The organism is Acidimangrovimonas sediminis, from assembly GCF_002871005.1.
Lineage (GTDB): Bacteria > Pseudomonadota > Alphaproteobacteria > Rhodobacterales > Rhodobacteraceae > Acidimangrovimonas > Acidimangrovimonas sediminis.
Map to the genome: position 1 here is coordinate 13,137 of NZ_PHSN01000005.1, position 17,871 is coordinate 31,007.

Here is a 17,871-nt window from a genome sequence, read left to right on the forward strand (position 1 = left end):
ACAATGAAAGGAAAGGGGCAGGTGCATCGGCGGTCAGGGGCCGGGCGGGTGGACCAGTTGGGCCGGAGGGCTAGGTTGCGGGATCAAACAGACGGAGTTTTCGATGCGCCCGGCCCTTGCCCTCGTTTCCCTTTCCGCCACGCTTGCCCTTGCGGGCTGCGGCCACCTTCCCTGGCAGGCACGGCAGTCGGCGCCGCCGCCGAAGGTCGGGCCGGTGGGGCCGTCGCAGGCGTCGCAGGCAAGCGCGCTGGACACCACCACCGCGGCGCAGAAGCAAGCCGCGCTTGCCGCTGGATCCAAGGGCGCGCTGCATCGGCTTGGCGCGACCACGGCCAGCCTTGGCGCGGATGCGCGGCAAGGGTTCTGGCTGCGCACCGCCCTGGTGACGCAGCCCGAGAAGGGCCGGGTCGAGCTGGGCTCCAAGCGCCTTGCCGTCGACCTTCTGCCCGGCACGGGGCCCAAGGACGGCGGCAGCCAGCTGTCGCTGGGGGCCTATCGCGCGCTGGGGCTGAGCCTGACCGACCTGCCGAAGCTGACGGTCTACGGCCCCTGAAAGCGCGCGGCCCAGGGGGGCGGCGCGCCCGGGCCGCGTGGCTTTTGGCGGCGGCAGGGGGGATCTGCCCCCCGCGAGGTTTGGCGGGACGATGAGGCGGAGCGCCTTGGTCGCCCTCCGGCGGGCGGAGGGCGCGTTGTCGAGATATTTTAGGGAGGTGCGGCGGGGAGAGGCACAAGCTGGCCGCCCCGCCGCAGCCCTCAGAATTCCTGCGCCTGGTCCTGTTGGTAGGATTTCGCGAGGTTGCCGAAGCGGGTGAAGCGGCCCTCGAAGCTCAGCTCCACCGTGCCGATCGGCCCGTGGCGCTGCTTGCCGATGATCACCTCGGCCTTGCCGTGCAGGCGCGCCATGCGCTCCTGCCAGGCGGCCATCTCGTCGAGACGGTCGTCCGAGGGTTTTTCGCGTTCCACATAATATTCCTCGCGGAACACGAACATCACCACGTCGGCGTCCTGCTCGATCGAGCCGGATTCGCGCAGGTCCGAAAGCTGGGGCCGCTTGTCGTCGCGGCTTTCCACCTGGCGCGACAGCTGGGACAGCGCGATGACCGGGATGTTCAGTTCCTTCGCGATCGCCTTCAGGCCCATCGAGATCTCGCCGATCTCCTGCACCCGGTTGTCGGCGGTGCCGCGCAGAAGCTGGAGGTAGTCGACGATCACAACGTCGAGGCCATGTGTCCGCTTAAGCCGCCGGCAGCGCGCGGCGACCTGGCTGATCGGCAGGGCGGGGGTGTCGTCGATGTAGAGCGGGCAGCTTTCGAGCGATTTCGCGGCCTCGACGAAGCGGCGGAACTCGAACTCCTCCATGTCGCCGCGGCGGATCTTTTCCGACGCCACCTCGGAGGCCTCCGACAGGATCCGCGAGGCAAGCTGCTCGGCCGACATCTCGAGCGAGAAGAAGCCCACGACGCCGCCCTGCACCGCGCCTTCCGACCCGTCGGGCTTGCGGCCGCGCTTGTAGGCCTTGGCGATGTTGAAGGCGACGTTGGTCGCGAGCGAGGTCTTCCCCATCGACGGACGGCCCGCAAGGATCAGAAGGTCGGACGGATGCAGCCCGCCCAGCTTCTTGTCCATGTCGATCAGGCCGGTGGAGATGCCCGAGAGGCCGCCGCCGCGCTGGTAGGCCGCGTTGGCGAGGTTCACCGCATCCGTCGCGGCCTTCAGGAACGACTGGAAGCCGCGCTCCGCCGTGCCCTGCTCGCCCAGCTTGTAAAGCCGCTGCTCGGCCTCGACGATCTGGTCCTTCGGCTCGCTCTTGACGTCGACCTTCTGCGCCTTCTGCGAGATCTCGGTGCCCAGTTCGATCAGCTCGCGCCGCACCGACAGCTCATAGATCATCTGGCCATAGTCCCGCGCCGCATGGGCCGAGATCGCGGCCCCCGCGAGACGGGCGAGGTAGGCCGGGCCGCCCAGTTCCTTCAGCCCCTCGTCCTCTTCGAGGAAGGCCTTGAGCGTGACCGGCGAGGCCAGCGCGTTCTTCTGGATCCGCGCGGCGGCGACCTCGAAGATGCGGCGGTGCACCGGGTCGTAGAAATGGTCGGCCTTCACTGTGGCGGCGATCCGGTCGAACACGTCGTTGTTGGTCAGGATCGCACCGAGAAGCTGCTGCTCGGCCTCGATGTTGTGCGGCGCGACCTGCGCCGCCAGGGCGCCTCCGCCCTGGGCCGGGGGCTGGCCCTCGGATTCGGGGTCGTGCCGGGCGGGCGACAACTCGTTCATGCTCGAAACCTCCGAAACTGCGCCGGTCGGGCGCGGCGGCGCCCGGGGCGGTTTTGCCTGTATGATGCCGGGCCCTGGTGTGGCCGGTCCCGGTCTGCTGCCGTGATCCCCCGTCATAGCCGAAACCGCCGGGCTCTCAAAGTGGACAGAGCTGTGGGCGGTTTCCGGGATAAGCCTGTGGGCGACTCGGGGGCGCTGCGGCGCCTTGGCGGGCACCCTACCACATATTGATGCACTTCGCGAAACACCCCCAGCCCTGCGCGATTCGCGCGGCTCAGCGGGCGAACTTGTCCCCAGCGCTATCCACAGGAATCTTATCCCTGCCGGGCCAGTGGGTTAGCCGAAGCGACCGCCGGACACGGACGAGGAGGCGCCGGAGGGCGCCCGAGGAGGGCGCTCCGCCGCCGTCCGGGTTGCGCGGTGCCTGCGGCGACCTCAGGTCTTCCGGCGGGCCTCCTGCCAGGCGCGCGGCTGGGTCAGGAACGCCTCGACCTCGCGCAGTGTGTCGGCGTCGAAGGCCTCCTGCGCGCGGGCCTCTTCCAGCACGTCCCACCAGGTGCAGAGGTGGTGCAGCTGCACGCCGTGATCGCCCAGCGTCTTCACCGTCTCCGGGAAGATCCCGTAGTAGAAGATTACCGCCGTATGCGCGCAGCTCGCCCCGGTGTCGCGGATCGCGTCGACGAAGCTCAGCTTCGACCCGCCGTCGGTTGTCAGGTCCTCGACCAGAAGCACCCGCTGCCCCTCGGTCATCGCGCCCTCGATCCGCGCGTTGCGGCCGTAGCCCTTGGGCTTCTTGCGCACATAGGTCATCGGCAGGCCCAGCCGTTCCGCCATGAAGGCGCCGAAGGGGATGCCGGCCGTCTCGCCGCCTGCGACGTTGTCGAAGGCCTCGAACCCCGCCTCGCGCATCACCGTGCAGGCGAGGAAATCCATCAGGGTGGAGCGGATCCGCGGGAAGGAGATCAGCTTGCGGCAGTCGATGTAGGTCGGCGACGGCAGGCCGGAGGCCAGCGTGAAGGGTTCGTCGGCGTTGAAATGGACGGCCTTGATCTCCAGGAGCATGCGCGCGGTCAGGCGGGCGATCTCTTCCTTCGGCGGGTAGGTGGCGGGCAGCATCATCGGCGGGCTCCTTCGGGCATTTGTGCGGACAGGATCAGGCGGGTGGTCGGGTCAGGATCAGCACCTCGGGCGCGCCCGAGAGATCGAGCGTGAACCCCAGCTCGAAAAGCGCGGCAAGATGCGCGGTCAGCGTCGCGGGCGGCAGCCCCGGCCGGGGTTCGGCGATCAGCCGCGACAGCGGGGCAGGGATCGCAGGCAGGGCCTCGCCCAGCGGGGTGATCAACACCTCCACGGGGGGCAGGTCCGCGCCGGACATGGTTGCCGCGCCGGGCAGCCCATTCGCGGCAAGGTTGCGCGCGACCAGCCCGCATAATGCAGGGTCGGGATCGGAGGCGGTCACATCGGCGGCCGGGGCCGCGCGGGCGATCTGCAAGGCCAGCACGCCCGATCCCGCCCGGGCATCGTGAAGGCGCCAGGATCCCGGCAGGTCCGTGGCCAGCGCCGCGGTGCGCGCGGCGGCGCGGTGGCGTCCCTGCAGCGTGGCCAGCAACATGTCGGGCTCCAGCAGATCGGGCGGAAGCTCCACCATCAGCGGGCCCAGCGTCACCGCCTCGCCCGCGAGGGCGGCACGCAGCCCGCGCACCCAGGGCGGCTGGATCGGGTCGGCGTCGAGGCCGCGGTCAAGCTCGGCCAGCGCGGCGGCGCGGTCGCCCGCCGCGTTCAGCAGCCGGGCACGATGGGTGGCGAAGGCGCCGGAGTGCGGATAGGCGCGCACCGCCGCCGCGAGGACCGGCAGCGCGGCCCCCGGTTCCCCCAGGGTTTCCAGCGCTTCGGCCTGACGCAGGTATTCCCCGGGCCGCTTCCTTGCGCCCTCGGCCCAGCCGGCAAGCAGGTCGATCGCCATCGCGTGCCGCCCCTGTGCCGCGAAGGCGTGGGCAAGGCTCACGGGCAGCGGCACGGCGGCCTGAACCGCATGGGCGGAATGATAGAGGACCAGCGCCTCCTCCGTCCGGCCCGCCTCGACCAGCCAGTCGAGGGCCGGGCCGATGGCGCCCGCGGGAAGATTGGTCAGCGCCTGGCCGGGCAGGTCGATCAGCGCCTCGGCCAGGTCGGCGGTGCGTCCGCCGAGGATCAGGGGCACGACATGGTCGACGCCCGCCACGCTCAGTCGACCCGCCAGTGCAGCGGATAGCCCGGGTCGAACACCGTGACCGGCCCGGCGCCGGTATAGATCTTGGCGGGGTAGGCGACCGGGTCGCCCTTCGTCAGGGTGATCGTCTCGTCGTTCGGCGCCATGCGGTAGAAGGCGGGCCCGTTGAGCGAGGCGAAGGCCTCCAGCCGGTCGAGCGCGCCTTCCTGTTCGAACACCTCGGCCAGCACCGACATCGTGTTGGTCGCCGTGAAGCAGCCGGCGCAGCCGCAGGCATGTTCCTTCAGGTCGTCCACATGCGGGGCCGAGTCGGTGCCGAGGAAGAACCGTCCCTCCCCCGAGGTCGCGGCCGCCCGCAGCGCCAGCCGGTGTTCCTCGCGCTTGGCGACGGGCAGGCAATAGTAATGAGGCTTGATCCCGCCGACGAGGATATGGTTGCGGTTGATCACCAGGTGATGGGTGGTGATCGTCGCGGCGAGGTCCTCGCCCCCCGCGCTGGCATAATCCACGCCGTTCTTGGTGGTGATATGCTCCATCACCACGCGCAGCCCCGGCGTCGCCCGGCGGATCGGGTCAAGCACGGTGTCGATGAACACCGCCTCGCGGTCGAAGATGTCGACGTCCGCAGTGGTCACCTCGCCATGCACGCAGAGCGGCAGGCCGATCTCGGCCATCTTCTCCAGCACGCCCCGCACCCGGTCGAAGTTCCGCACGCCCGAGGCGGAGTTGGTCGTCGCCCCCGCCGGGTAAAGCTTCACCGCCGAGATCAGTCCCGAGGCCGCGGCCTGCGCCAGGTCCTCCGGGTCGGTATCTTCGGTCAGGTACAGCGTCATCAGCGGGGTGAACGCGGCGCCCTTCGGCATCGCCTTGAGGATGCGTTCGCGGTAGGCCGCCGCATGTGCCCCGGTCACGACCGGCGGCACGAGGTTCGGCATGATGATGGCGCGGGCGAAATGGCGCGTCGTTTCGGGCAGGATACCCTCGAGCATGGCCCCGTCGCGCAGGTGCAGGTGCCAGTCATCGGGGCGGCGGATCGTGAGGCTCTGTGTCATGCGACCGCGTTAGCCGAAAGCGCGGGTAATATCCAGATGGCTTGGCGGGCTGGCGGTGCCGATGCGGAGCGGCCGATGTTGGGCAGGGCTTCCGAGGACGCGTCAGTGGGGACGGCCAGGTCAGGGCCAGATCATTCGCGCAGCTGCGAGCTTGGCACGGAGGGCGGCGCCCGGGGAGGAGGCGAGGAGGTTGCGTGGCAGGGCTGGCCCCCGAGACGCGTGGCGCAAAGCACGGGGGGGCGGCGCCCGACCCTGGGTGGGTGCATGTGCTTCGGTCGTGGTCATGGATTTATCGTTTCACTACCTTCCGGCGATTGAGTGCGCGGCGATGTCGCAGTTGCGCGACCGCGTGGGGCGTGCGCCACCCGGGCTGGCCGCCCGGGAAAGAGCGACGGCAATGCCTGTCCTTAGGGCCCGAGGTCCCGCCACCTGTCGCCGCGATCCACATTGCACGCCGCCGCCGCGCCTGCGCGCCTCCCTCCTTCTTTCTTGTGCAAATACTCGCCTGACCGGCGGGCCACGGGGCGCGCGGCCCGGATCCCCCGCGCAACCCGCCCCATTGACTTTCCCACGAAATTGCCCCATTTGCCCGTCCAGAGGTGTTCCCTGCCGCGTGAGCAGGTCCGGGCCGCAGCGGTCCGTCGACTATGGAAACCTCGATCCAATGGTTCCCCCACACGCACGGGGCCGACGCGGTTGACGGCCAGGGGGCAATCCGGTCCCACGGTCAGCGTATCCGCGCCCCCGATCCGCGACCGCCCCCACGCCGGGCGGCGGCGCTGCATTTTTCCAAGCCCCCGCCGGAACGGCCGGGGCGATCAAGGACACGACATGAGCTTCGACCAGATGGGGCTGCGCCCCAACCTTCTCGCCAACCTCAAGGCCGCCGGCATTTCCGAGCCGACGCCGATCCAGACCCGCGCCATTCCGCCCGCGCTCGACGGCAAGGACGTGATGGGCCTCGCCCAGACCGGCACCGGCAAGACCGCGGCCTTCGGCCTGCCGATCGCCAACGCGCTCCTGGGCGAGGGCCGCGCGCCCGAACCGAAAAGCGTGACCGGCCTGATCCTCGCCCCCACTCGCGAACTGGCCGCCCAGATCCACGAGAACCTCAACCTCTTCCTCAAGGGAACGCATCTGCGCGTGGGCGTTGTCGTCGGCGGCAACTCGATCAATCCGCAGATCAACCGCCTGCACAAGGGCTACGACCTGCTCGTTGCCACCCCCGGCCGCCTGATCGACCTGATCGAGCGCAAGGCGGTGCGGCTGGACCGCACCCGCTTCCTCGTGCTGGACGAGGCCGACCAGATGCTCGACCTCGGCTTCATCCACGCGCTGCGCCAGATCGCGAAGCTCTTGCCGAAGGATCGCCAGACGCTGCTGTTTTCCGCCACCATGCCCAAGCAGATGGCCGAGATCGCAGGCGCCTACCTGACCAACCCGGTGCGGATCGAGGTGAACCCTCCGGGCAAGCCCGCCGACAAGATCGACCAGCGCGTACACCACGTCTCGCAATCCGAGAAGGCGCCGCTTCTGGCCGAGATGCTGGACAAGCACCGTGACGAGCTGGCGCTGGTCTTCACCCGCACCAAGCACGGCGCCGACCGTCTGGCCCGCGGGCTGGAGAAGCAGGGCTTCGCGGTCTCGGCGATCCACGGCAACAAGAGCCAGGGCCAGCGGACCCGCGCGCTGCAATCCTTCAAGGAAGGCGATCTGCGGATCCTCGTGGCGACCGATGTGGCCGCCCGGGGCCTCGACATCCCCGAGGTGCGGCACGTTTACAACTTCGACCTGCCCAACGTGCCCGACAACTACGTCCACCGTATCGGCCGCACCGCGCGGGCCGGGCGCGAGGGCACGGCCGTGGCCTTCTGTGCGCCCGAGGAGGTCTCGGACCTCCGCGCGATCGAGAAGGTGATGGGCCGCGCGATCCCGGCGGTCGGCAACGTGCCCGCAGCGGCGCAGGCGGCGCGGTCCGGAGGGCAGGGCCGTCCGGGCGGTCGCCCCGGCGGCAAGCCGGGTGGCCGTGCGCATAACGGCGGCGGCAACGGCGGTGGCGCCGGGGCCGGTGCGGGCAAGCCGGGCGGCGCCCGTCGTCGTCGCCCCGCGCGTCGCGGCCAACGCTCGGAAATGGCCTGACGGAGAGCTGGTAGGGTGCGCTTGAACGCACCCTACGCACCGGACCGTCAGGGTCGTCCCTCTGCTGATCACTGACCCGGCCCGGTACGCGGCAAAGCCGCAGGGCCAGCGCCGGCCCGCCTCCGCGGTCTGGCGCTTTGTCATTTGCGCGATGCTCCTTCGATGAAGGGGTATGGCCGGGCATGAAGCGCCTGTCTCCGAGGACAGACTGCGCCATCCCACGGGAAGGCGCTGTCCCCGCTCCCGTCGGGGCATTCTGCGCGGGCGTCTGCCACCGTCACCGAACCGTCGCAAACCGGCTTGAAGGCCCGTCGGCGTTCTGGCACCCCAACCGGATTGCCATTCCGGACGGGAGATCCCCATGCCCCTCGACCACGTCACCGAACCCGCGCGCGAAACCCCGGTGATCCACCGTACCGGCGTCCTCGTCGTGGGCTCCGGCCCAGCGGGCCTCGCCGCCGCACTTGCCGCCGCCCGCGCAGGCGCCGAGGTCTGCCTTGTCGAGCGCTTCGGCTGTTTTGGCGGCAACATCACGGTGGTCGGCGTCGAGGGGTTCGCCTGGTACCGCCATGAGGCCACGATCGAGGCCAACGGCATCGGCCGCGAGTTCGAGGAACGCGCCAAGGAAGCCGGCGCCGCCGTCCCCGAAAGCCAGTCGCTGAGCTACGAGATCGACAGCGAGGGTTTCAAGCTGGTCGCCGACCGGCTGGTGGAGGAGGCGGGGATCCACGCCATGCTGCACCGCCAGGTGGTGGCGCCGATCATGGATGGCGACCGCATCGCGGGGGTGATCGTCGAATCCAAGGCCGGGCGCGAGGCGATCCTCGCCCGCGTGGTGATCGACGCCACGGGCGACGCAGACATCGCGCATCGCGCCGGCGCCCCCACCCGGAAGACCCCGGTCGAGGAGATGCAGGCGGCCTCCGTCATGTTCCACCTCGCGGGGGTCGACAAGCGCGCCTTCATGACGGCGGTCAAGGCCGATCCCCAGACCTACCGCGACTGGTCCACCGGCGAATGGCAGGTGGAGACGGATGGCAAGGAGGACGCGATGTTCTCGCCCTTCCTGCGCAAACCCTTCGCCAAGGCGATCGAGGAGGGGCTGATCCCCGCGCAACTGTCCACCATCGCGGGCACCTGGGGCGCAGCGCATGACACGGGCGAGCTGACCTACATGAACCTCGTCCACCTTGCCGAGGTGGACGGCACCGACCCAGACAGCCTGACGAAAGGCGAGATCGAGGGCCGTCGCCAGGGCATGCTCGCGGTCGAGGCGCTCAGGCGCTACATGCCGGGCTGCGAAGGCGTGCGCCTGCGCAACTTCGGCATGTCGATCGGCATCCGCGACACCCGCAAGATCCTTGCCGCCTACGACATGACCGAGGCCGACGTGCGCCACCAGGGCCGGTTCGAGGACACGATCGGCATCTATCCCGAATTCATCGACGGCTACGGCATCCTGATCCTGCCCACCACCGGGCGCTACATGCAGATCCCCTACCGCTCGATGCTGCCGCGGAAGGTCCGTGGCCTGCTCGTCGCGGGCCGCGCCACCGGGGGCGACCGCATTGCCCACGCCGCCACCCGCAACATGGCCTGCTGCGCCGTGGCAGGGCAGGGGGCCGGCATTGCCGCCGCGCAGGCCGTGGCCGAGAGCCGGGAGGTTGACGCCGTCGACATCGGCGCGGTGCAGGCGGAATTGGAACGGCAGGGCGTGCGGATCCGCTGACATCGGAGGGTGCGCCCCCGGTAGTGGTACCGGTGGCGGCTGTCGCGCCGGCGGGGGCGCTGCCCCCTGCCCCGACAGCAGGTAGCGGGTGCGATGGGCGGCGCGGGCATTGCCCACCGCCTTCGCCTTTTCCGCACTCTCGAGGATCCGGGCCTGGGCCGCATCCCAGTCTTCCTGCGGCACGATCCTGAGCTCGGGGATCGGAACTTCGATGACCTCCTCCTCCGGCGTGATGGTGACCTTGCGCTTGCCGGTCTCGGGATCGTCCTGGCGATGCGTCTGCCCCAGCCGCGCGATCCCGATGTAGAGGGTGTTGCGCAGGAGGCCGTCGTTGCGGGAGATGTTGCCGCGCAGCACGGACTCGCTCCACTTGGAGCCTTGCGGCGAGGGGATGCCGTCGCGGTTGAGGCCCTTGACGATGTCCGTCGCCGACTTGCCCGCGGCGGTCTCGCGGAAGATCCGGCGCACGATCTCGGCCTGCTCCGGGTCGATCTCGCGGTTCACGCCGGTCTCGCACTCCTTCCGGCGATAACCATAGGCGAGGCTGTGGAGCCGCTGGCGGGTCTCCAGCGCGGCGCGGCGCCCGCGTTCGGTATGGATCGCGATCGACTGGCTGTAGAGCTGGGCGCCATAACCCAGAAGCAGGACCTTCATGAAGTCCTGCTCGCCCTCGGCGATCGAGAAGAGCTTCACACCCTGAAACTCGAACATCTCGAACTCGCTCAAGGCATCGACGACGCGCCGGGTCATGCGGTCGATGGACACGATGACGACGACGTCGGCACGTCCCTTTCGGATCTCCTCCCGAAGGGCCTGAAAGCCGGGACGGCGGGCGTTCTTGCCGGTCATCTCGGCGTCGGAATGAACGGCGACGACGGTCCATCCCTTGTCCTCGCAAAGCCTGCGAGCCATTGCGATCTGATCGTCGAGCGAGGTCGCCTTCTGGCGGTCGCTCGAGTAGCGGGCATAGATCGCGGCGCGGGTCATTGGAGCGCTTCCTTGGTCTGGTTGGCGGCGGTCTCAACCGCCTTGGCTGGGGCGGCGTTGATGTTGGCAGCGCGGCGGATCTCGGCGCGAACGAGCAGCGTCACGAGACCGATGAGCGCGGTCTGCGCGGCACCGTTCGGGGTGTCGTTGGCGGCGGTGAGCGTGGTGGGGGTGGGTGCCTGCATGGTCTGTCCTCTTGGTCTGGGGCTTCGAATGCAGGGGTAGCTCGTTGGGGTCGGGAAAAGTCCGCGTGAGATTCTTGAAGTTTCTTGTGTCGCCCCGAATAAGCCTCTGAAGTAAAACGAAAGAAACTTCTTCTTCACTATCAAACCTTCCGGTGGACGAGCGCTGGTCGGACGAAGATGGGCCGCGGCTCCTGTTCTGAAACCGCGACCCGGGGCCGGCTCGGTCTGGCTTAGGTGTAGTTCCACCGCAGCCGGGTGAACTAGGGGGCGTCGTCCTGCGACGGAACAATGGAGGTCGTGTGGAACATGGTGTTCTCCAGGTTTGGGATACGACACGCTCCCGCCCGGGTCCGTCAGGGCATCCGGTTCGCGATCGCGCGTCACCCTGACCGCGCGATCGCGAACCGGAGGGTCTGGCGGCCACCTCTCGCATCGATCATCGGGCGCAGGCCCGCAAGCAGCTCATCCGCCGCGAAGAGGCTGGAGGCGGTTCGGGGGAGGCGCGCCCAAGCGGCCTACCTCGCGGGCCTTCCTGGGGCGGTGGGCGGTGTCGAGCACGTGACGGCCACTGACCAGCGCACCGCATCGCCTGAAGGCGAGAAGCGCCCGGTCCCGGCTTCGCAGGAGGACTGAGCCCGCTCGAGGCAGGGGCGGCTCGCGCCCGTCTCTCACATCAGCTTGCGAAAGCCCGCCCCCCCTTTGGGAGGCGGGCTTTCTCATGTCTGGTGGCTGTTTCAGTCTGAGCGCAAACGTGGGCGCAACTAACGGCCGGGTCAGGCCCCTGCACCCCCGGGATATTTTCGAGCAGAAAGTGGAGGAGGACCTGTCTTCTTCTGAGTGGAAATATCACACGGGGGTGCGGGGGTGTGAAACCCCCGCGTATGCGGTGGGTGCGGGGGTGTGAAACCCCCGCGTATGCGGTGGGTGCGGGGGTGTGAAACCCCCGCGTATGCGGTGGGTGCGGGGGTGTGAAACCCCCGCGGGCACTGCGGCCGCGTCCCGCGTGTCGGCGGGGTCTTTCGGCCCCTCGGCCGCATGCTCAGAGGCCGAGGGCTGCCAGCGCCTCTTCTGCCGCGCGCCGGCCGGTGATCAGCGCGCCATGGGCAGTCGAGAAATCGGATCGGTGGGTTGCCTCGCCGGCCAGGAAGATCCGCCCCTCGCAGGGTGCCGCCAGGGTTTGGCGCGCCCCGGCGTGGCCCGGCAGCGCGTGGCTGTAGCCGCCGCCGATCGACGGCGTCCTGGTCCAGTCGGAGGAGACGAGGCGGGTCAGATGCGGCCGCATGTCCTCGCCGAAGAGCGCGGAAAGCTGTGCTTCGGCCCGGGCGAAGGCGGCGTCCGTTCCTGCTTCTGCCAGGTGGCGTGCGCCGGCGCCGCCCAAGAAGCATTCAACCAGGGGCTTGCCCAGCGGGCGCAGGTAAAAGCTGCCCGGCGCCTGGTCGCTTGGCAGGCCGTGCAGGTGGGTCTCGGGCTGGAACGGCCCGTCCTCGGCGACCTGCCAGTAGAGTTTCTCGTCCTGGCCGAGGGGGAGGAGGGCCGCCGCCGCGCGCCAGGCGTCCATCTCGGCGGGCCAGGTGATGGCGTCGCCGGCGAGCACGTCGGTCGCAACGGTCGAGATCACCGCGCGCGCCCGGATCGCGCCTCGGGGTGTCGTCACTTCGACCCCCTCCGCCGTCAGCGCGACCGAGGTCACAGGCGTGTCGAGGTGCAGCGGCACGCCGGCGGGCAGGCTTCTGGTCACCAGCGCGCCATAGCCGCCGGGCAGGCGCCAGTTCACGTCGCTCGCCGCCGCGTCGTAGGCGCCGTAATCCGCGACCGAGATCCGCTCCAGCTCATCGCCGCTGACGTAGCCGCTGATCGCCTGGATGTGCCGGGTCCAGCGCGCATCCGCCGGGTCGAGGAGATCCGCCGCGCAATCGCTGGCGGGGGGTGTTTCGTGGATCCGCGCGGTCCAGGCGTCGAAGGCCCGGGCCGCCGCGACCTGTTCGTCGGGCGTGAAGCCCAGGTCGCGGTACTGCGACAGCCAGGCGGTCGGGCCACGAAACACCTCGACGCCCTGGGCCTCGGCGATCGGTACCCAGGGGTTGCGTTCGGCCGAATGCAGGTAGCCGCAGCCGAGGTCGATGGCCACGCCCGCAGCCTGGACCGTCCAGGCCCGTCCGCCGGGCCGCGCCAGCGCCTCGAGAAGCACGACCTTCAGCCCGCTCTCGGCCAGCCTGCGCGCAGCGCCGGTGCCTGCGGCACCCGCGCCGATGATGACGATGTCCTGATCCATGACCTGTCCCCGTGCTGTTTTCCGTGCCGTTTGCACCGGTGTTAGAACGCCGGGCCGGGAAGGAGAAGGGGGGCGGCGGCCATGGCCGTGTTCACGTTGCCCGGAGCGGGCGCGCGCCTGACCGGTCCGTGCGAGGGCGGTGGACGGTCAAACTGCGTATTTGGGGAACAATGAAAGGGGGGAGGTGGGGCGTCGGCCCGCGCGGTGGGTCGGCGGGCCGGTTCGGTTTGGCAGTCCCTGGCGGCGGGGTCAGGTCGGGGTCAGCGGTCGCGCGGCGGCTTGCCCTTGCGCGGGCCGCCGCGGGCGACCTTGTCGCCGCCGGCACCGGGTTTGGCGCCGAACTTGGCCCCCGGCTTGGCGCCGAACTTGGAGCCCGGTTTCCCGCCGAACTTGCCTGCGGGCTTGTCGCCGAACTTGCCTGTGGGTTTTCCGGTCGGCTTTCCTGCGGGCTTGCCCTTCGGGCGGTCGCCGTCAAAGCTTCCGGGCGCCGCGCCGTATTTCGCGCGGGGTTTGGTGGTGCCCTCGAAATCCTCGCGCGAGAGGCGGCGGTTGGAGAATGCGGCATCGCGCGGCGCGCGGCGCTCGGGGCGTTCGGCCGGGGCCTCGTCGCGCGGCGCGGGGCGTTCGGCGCGGGCGGGCTCCCGCTCGGGCCGTGGGGGCGCGTCCTCGCGCCGGGGTTTCTTCCACGGCTTGTCCGGGCCTCCGCCCTCACCGTCACGCGGGCGGCGGGGTTTGGGACCATCATGGCGGGGACCGCCCTGACGCGGACCACGGTCGCCCGGGCGTCCCGGCTGGCGTTCGCCCCGCGGCGTTCCGGTGCGGGGGCCGAGATCCGGCGCCGCGTCCAGTGCGCTGAGGCGGATGTTGTCGTCCAGCGTCTCGCCGGCCTCGACCAGTGCCAGAAGCTTGGGGGCGGCGGCCTCGGCGATCTCGACGAAGGTCTGGGTGTCCTGCACCCGGATCGCGCCCACGTCCGACCGCCCGAGGTCGGATTTGCGCAGCAGCATCGGCAGCAGCCAGCGCGGCTCCGCCCGGTCGTCGCGCCCGACCGAGAGCGCGAACCAGCGGCTGGGACCGAAATCCACATGCTCACGCTTCGGCCCGGCATCGGGGGGCAGCAGGTCCTCGGGTGCGCCGTTCTTGGCCTGGTGCGACCGCAGCCAGGCCGCCGCGATCGCCTCGGGCGCGTGCACGGCCAGCAGGCGGGCGGCGAAATCGGCCTCGGCCTCAGTGGGCAGCGTGGTCAGCGCCGGGTCGTTGAGCAGCCGCTCCTCGTCCTTCGCGACGATCTCGTCGGCCGAGGGGGGCACGTCCCATTCCGCGTCGATCTTGGCCCAGTTCAGCAGGCGCTGCGCCTTCTTGATTTCGCGGGGGCCCACGATCAGCGCCGAGATCCCCTTGCGACCGGCGCGGCCGGTGCGGCCCGAGCGGTGCAGGAGGCTTTCGGTGTTCGACGGCAGGTCGGCGTGGATCACGAGGCTCAGGCCCGGAAGGTCGATGCCGCGGGCGGCCACGTCGGTCGCCACGCAGACCCGGGCGCGGCCATCGCGCATCGCCTGAAGGGCGTGGCTGCGCTCTGCCTGGCTGAGCTCGCCCGACAGCGTCACCACCGACAGGCCCCGGTTCGACAGACGGGCCGACAGGTGGTTCACCGCGGCGCGGGTGTTGGCGAAGATGATCGCCCCCTCGGCATCGTGGTAGCGCAGGAGGTTGAAGATCGCATGGTCGCGGTCCGAGGCCGCGACACGCAGCGCCCGGTAGCTGATGTCGGCGTGCTGCTGGCCCTTGTCGCGGGTGTCGACACGCTGGGCATCCTTCTGGAAATCCCCCGCCAGCTTGGCGATCATCGGCGAGACGGTGGCCGAGAACAGGAGCGTGCGGCGTTCCTCAGGCGCGGTGCCGAGGATGAATTCGAGGTCTTCGCGGAAGCCGAGGTCGAGCATCTCGTCCGCCTCGTCCAGCACCACGGCGCGGATGTCCGACAGATCCAGCGCGCCGCGCTCGATATGGTCGCGCAGACGCCCGGGGGTGCCGACGACGATGTGGCTGCCACGCTCCAGCGCGCGGCGTTCGTTGCGCGGATCCATGCCGCCGACGCAGGAGGTCACCTGTGCCCCGGTTTTGGCGTAAAGCCAGCGCAGTTCCTGCATCACCTGGAAGGCCAGCTCGCGCGTCGGCGCGATGATCAGGCCAAGCGGCGTGGCGGCGGGGCCGAACTGGTGGTTCTCGCCCAGCAGGGTGGGGGCGAGGGCCAGCCCGAAGCCCACGGTCTTGCCCGACCCGGTCTGCGCCGAGACGAGCAGGTCCTGGCCTTCGAGGGCGGGGGCGATGACGGCCTCCTGCACCGGGGTCAGGGTGGCGTAACCGCGCTCGGAAAGCGCCTCGGAGAGGGGGGGAAGCATGGGAAAGTGTCCGTGGAAGGGGCGGCGACGTGGCCGGGGTGGTGCGGAAAGAGGGCTTCCTAGCCGAAACTGCAGAGAAAGGAAAGGCCGCGTTTCACCGCGGCGGGGGCATGGCGCGCGGCAGGTGCGTTGAAACGCACCTTGCGAAGCCGGACGGGGCAGGGTGCGTTTCAACGCCTTCACGCCTTCACGCCTTCACGCCTTCACGCCTTCACGCCTTCACGCCTTCACGCCTTCACGCCTTCACGCCTTCACGCCTTCACGCCTTCACGCCTTCACGCCTTCACGCCTTCACGCCTTCACGCCTTCACGCCTTCACGCCGCGCCCCGGTGTGCGGTCCCGGTCCGGGCATCCGACCGCTGGCCCTTCGCGGCGGTGCGCCTCAGGTGCCGGGGTCGGGGCGGGCGAGGAAACTTCGGTGCAGCGCCAGCAATTGCATCGCGACCGGCGGCAGCACCCGGTGACGGGCGCGCAGCAGCAGGTAGGGGTCGATCTCCAGCGGGTCGTGCAGCGGCAGACGGGCGAAGCGGGCGCCGACGCGTTCGCTGAGCACGAGGTTCGTCACCTCGCGGCTCATCGCGGCGATGGAATCTGTGTCGGCCAGCAGCGCGATGATCACCAGGAGCGACGACGTGGTCGTCACGTCGCGCGGCGCCGGGCATCCGGCAGCGGCGAAGGCGGCATCCACCGCGGTGCGGATCGGCGCGCCGCGCTGCTGCAGGATCCAGGGAAACCCCGCAAGATCAGGCAGCACGACCGCGCCGCGTCCCGCCATCGGGTGTCCGGCCCGCACCAGCAGGGTGCCGACCTCGTGACGCGCGGGCTCTACCTCGAAATCGGCGCTGTCGTGGTCGGGCGGGATCCGCGCCAGCGCGAAGTCTAGATCGCCCCGCGCCAGTGCCGGCACCAGCGCTGTCGACGGCCCCACCTCGACCGAGATCTCGACCCCCGGGGCCTCCTGCTTCAGGGCCCGGATCGCCGGCACCACGTAGCCGAGCGCGGGCCCCGTCACCGCCCCCACGCGCACCCGACCCGAGCGCCCTTCGCGGAAGTCGCGCATCTCGCGCGCCATGTCGTTGAGCTCCAGCACCACCCGCTCGGCCCGCCGCGCCACCAGCGCGCCAGCGGGCGTGGGCTCCATCCCCTTCGGCGTGCGCTCGAACAGCGGCACGCCGATCATCCGCTCCAGCTCGGCCAGCATGCGCGAGGCGGCGGGCTGGGTGATCTGGCAGCTCTGCGCCGCGATCTGCAATTGCCCATGCGCCGCGATCGCCGCGATCAGCCGGGCCTGGACAGGGCGGAGGTTGGTCAGGTGTTCAGCCATGAGCATACCATTTGGATCATGCAGTGACATGATATTGGTATTTGAATGGTATGTCACCTGGCGCTAATCCTGAGTCGTGCCCGAAAAGCGGGCCCGGGGCGTGGAGGCGTTCCGGACACTGGGAGGACATCTATGAAACTCATGCATTTCGCGGGGGCTCTCGCGATCGGTCTCGGTACGTTTGCGGCCCAGGCGCCGGCGCAGGACAAGGGCACTATCGGCATCGCCATGCCGACCAAGAGCTCGGCCCGCTGGATCGCCGACGGCGACAACATGGTGAAGCTGTTCCAGAAGGAAGGCTACAAGACCGACCTCCAGTACGGCGAGGATGACATTCCGAACCAGCTGGCGCAGATCGAGAACATGATCACCAAGGGCGACAAGGTCCTCGTGATCGCCGCCATCGACGGCACCACCCTGTCGAACGCGCTGGACAATGCCGCCGCCTCGGGGATCAAGGTCATCGCCTACGACCGTCTGATCAAGGACAGCCCGAACGTCGACTATTACGCCACCTTCGACAACTTCAAGGTCGGCGTCCTGCAGGCGGATTCGCTGGTCGAGGGCCTCAAGCAGCGCTTTCCCGACGTGAAGCCGTGGAATGTCGAGCTGTTCGGCGGCTCGCCCGACGACAACAACAGCTACTTCTTCTACAACGGCGCTATGTCGGTGCTGAAGCCGCTGATCGACAAGGGCGACATCAAGATCGTGTCCGGACAGATGGGCATGGACAAGGTGGGCACGCTGCGCTGGGACGGCGCGGTCGCGCAGGCGCGGATGGATAACCTTCTGTCGGCCTATTACACCGACAAGCATGTGAACGGCGTGCTGTCGCCCTACGACGGGCTGTCGATCGGGATCATCTCGTCGCTCAAGGGCGTGGGCTATGGCTCGGGCGATCTGAAGATGCCGATCATCACCGGCCAGGACGCCGAGGTCCCCTCGGTCAAGGCAATCGAACGCGGCGACCAGTATTCGACCGTGTTCAAGGACACCCGTGAACTGGCTGCGGTCACCGTCAAGATGGTCGACGCCATGGAAACCGGCAAGGACGTGCCGGTGAACGACACCAAGACCTACAATAACGGCGTCAAGGTGGTGCCCAGCTACCTGCTGCCGCCCAAGCTGGTGACGAAGGAGAACTACTCCAAGGTTCTCGTCGACTCCGGGTACTACAAGGCCGATCAGCTGAAGTAAGCGATCCGCCGGGCCGGTCCTGCCGAACCTCCTCCTCGTCATCGGCGCAAGAGCGTGGCGCGCACGCGCCGATGACGGCGGGGCCGGTCCCCCTTTATTCCAG

Annotated in this window: 11 protein-coding genes and 1 pseudogene; 4 read left to right on the forward strand and 8 right to left on the reverse strand. The window is 69.6% G+C overall.

Annotated elements, in window-relative coordinates; all coding sequences use genetic code 11:
- Window positions 1-103: 103 nt before the first annotated feature.
- Window positions 104-553: a hypothetical protein gene (locus tag CVV76_RS04500; RefSeq protein WP_102223452.1), complete on the forward strand. Its 450-nt coding sequence runs from the start codon at window positions 104-106 to the stop codon at window positions 551-553.
- A 200-nt stretch (window positions 554-753) separates the two neighbouring features.
- Here CVV76_RS04500 and CVV76_RS04505 read toward each other — a convergent pair whose 3' ends face one another.
- The 4 genes from CVV76_RS04505 to pyrC form a co-directional block, all read right to left on the reverse strand.
- Window positions 754-2,271, reverse strand: coding sequence for a replicative DNA helicase (locus tag CVV76_RS04505; RefSeq protein WP_102223453.1), 1,518 nt, complete (start codon window positions 2,269-2,271; stop codon window positions 754-756).
- Window positions 2,272-2,706: 435 nt separating this feature from the next.
- Window positions 2,707-3,387, reverse strand: a complete 681-nt coding sequence (locus tag CVV76_RS04510; protein WP_102223776.1) for an orotate phosphoribosyltransferase — start codon at window positions 3,385-3,387, stop codon at window positions 2,707-2,709.
- Window positions 3,388-3,424: 37 nt separating this feature from the next.
- Window positions 3,425-4,492: a class I SAM-dependent methyltransferase gene (locus tag CVV76_RS04515; protein WP_102223454.1), complete on the reverse strand. Its 1,068-nt coding sequence runs from the start codon at window positions 4,490-4,492 to the stop codon at window positions 3,425-3,427.
- A 2-nt stretch (window positions 4,493-4,494) separates the two neighbouring features.
- Window positions 4,495-5,532, reverse strand: coding sequence for a dihydroorotase (gene pyrC, locus CVV76_RS04520; protein WP_102223455.1), 1,038 nt, complete (start codon window positions 5,530-5,532; stop codon window positions 4,495-4,497).
- A gap of 831 nt (window positions 5,533-6,363) precedes the next feature.
- On the opposite strand from pyrC, the gene CVV76_RS04525 reads away from it, so the two are divergent.
- The gene (locus CVV76_RS04525) at window positions 6,364-7,671 is read left to right on the forward strand and encodes a DEAD/DEAH box helicase (RefSeq protein WP_102223456.1); all 1,308 of its coding nucleotides are present in this window, start codon (window positions 6,364-6,366) and stop codon (window positions 7,669-7,671) included.
- Between the two features lie 361 nt (window positions 7,672-8,032).
- Window positions 8,033-9,400 carry an FAD-dependent oxidoreductase gene (locus tag CVV76_RS04530; RefSeq protein WP_102223457.1) on the forward strand — a complete coding sequence of 456 codons (1,368 nt, stop codon included), beginning with the start codon at window positions 8,033-8,035 and terminating at the stop codon, window positions 9,398-9,400.
- Between the two features lie 201 nt (window positions 9,401-9,601).
- Here CVV76_RS04530 and CVV76_RS25670 read toward each other — a convergent pair.
- The 4 genes and pseudogenes from CVV76_RS25670 to CVV76_RS04555 all read right to left on the reverse strand — a co-directional run.
- A pseudogene (locus tag CVV76_RS25670) lies at window positions 9,602-10,387 on the reverse strand (recombinase family protein); the annotation flags it as partial.
- A 1,224-nt stretch (window positions 10,388-11,611) separates the two neighbouring features.
- Window positions 11,612-12,844 carry a flavin monoamine oxidase family protein gene (locus tag CVV76_RS04545; protein WP_102223459.1) on the reverse strand — a complete coding sequence of 411 codons (1,233 nt, stop codon included), beginning with the start codon at window positions 12,842-12,844 and terminating at the stop codon, window positions 11,612-11,614.
- Between the two features lie 260 nt (window positions 12,845-13,104).
- Window positions 13,105-15,246, reverse strand: coding sequence for a DEAD/DEAH box helicase (locus tag CVV76_RS04550; RefSeq protein ID WP_102223460.1), 2,142 nt, complete (start codon window positions 15,244-15,246; stop codon window positions 13,105-13,107).
- Between the two features lie 383 nt (window positions 15,247-15,629).
- Window positions 15,630-16,571 carry a LysR family transcriptional regulator gene (locus CVV76_RS04555; RefSeq protein WP_233192716.1) on the reverse strand — a complete coding sequence of 314 codons (942 nt, stop codon included), beginning with the start codon at window positions 16,569-16,571 and terminating at the stop codon, window positions 15,630-15,632.
- A gap of 132 nt (window positions 16,572-16,703) precedes the next feature.
- Here CVV76_RS04555 and chvE point away from each other — a divergent pair, with 132 nt between their 5' ends.
- A complete protein-coding gene (chvE, locus tag CVV76_RS04560) occupies window positions 16,704-17,768 on the forward strand; it encodes a multiple monosaccharide ABC transporter substrate-binding protein (protein ID WP_102223462.1) in 1,065 nt (354 codons plus the stop codon).
- The last annotated feature ends 103 nt before the right edge of the window (window positions 17,769-17,871 follow it).

Excerpts from the sequence above, each read along its gene's own strand:
- chvE (WP_102223462.1), top strand. The coding sequence starts at position 16,704 with ATGAAACTCATGCATTTCGCGGGGGCTCTCGCGATCGGTCTCGGTACG.
- CVV76_RS04555 (WP_233192716.1), bottom strand. The coding sequence starts at position 16,571 with ATGGCTGAACACCTGACCAACCTCCGCCCTGTCCAGGCCCGGCTGATC.
- CVV76_RS04550 (WP_102223460.1), bottom strand. The coding sequence starts at position 15,246 with ATGCTTCCCCCCCTCTCCGAGGCGCTTTCCGAGCGCGGTTACGCCACC.
- CVV76_RS04505 (WP_102223453.1), bottom strand. The coding sequence starts at position 2,271 with ATGAACGAGTTGTCGCCCGCCCGGCACGACCCCGAATCCGAGGGCCAG.
- CVV76_RS04530 (WP_102223457.1), top strand. The coding sequence starts at position 8,033 with ATGCCCCTCGACCACGTCACCGAACCCGCGCGCGAAACCCCGGTGATC.
- CVV76_RS04525 (WP_102223456.1), top strand. The coding sequence starts at position 6,364 with ATGAGCTTCGACCAGATGGGGCTGCGCCCCAACCTTCTCGCCAACCTC.
- CVV76_RS04545 (WP_102223459.1), bottom strand. The coding sequence starts at position 12,844 with ATGGATCAGGACATCGTCATCATCGGCGCGGGTGCCGCAGGCACCGGC.
- CVV76_RS04510 (WP_102223776.1), bottom strand. The coding sequence starts at position 3,387 with ATGCTGCCCGCCACCTACCCGCCGAAGGAAGAGATCGCCCGCCTGACC.
- pyrC (WP_102223455.1), bottom strand. The coding sequence starts at position 5,532 with ATGACACAGAGCCTCACGATCCGCCGCCCCGATGACTGGCACCTGCAC.
- CVV76_RS04500 (WP_102223452.1), top strand. The coding sequence starts at position 104 with ATGCGCCCGGCCCTTGCCCTCGTTTCCCTTTCCGCCACGCTTGCCCTT.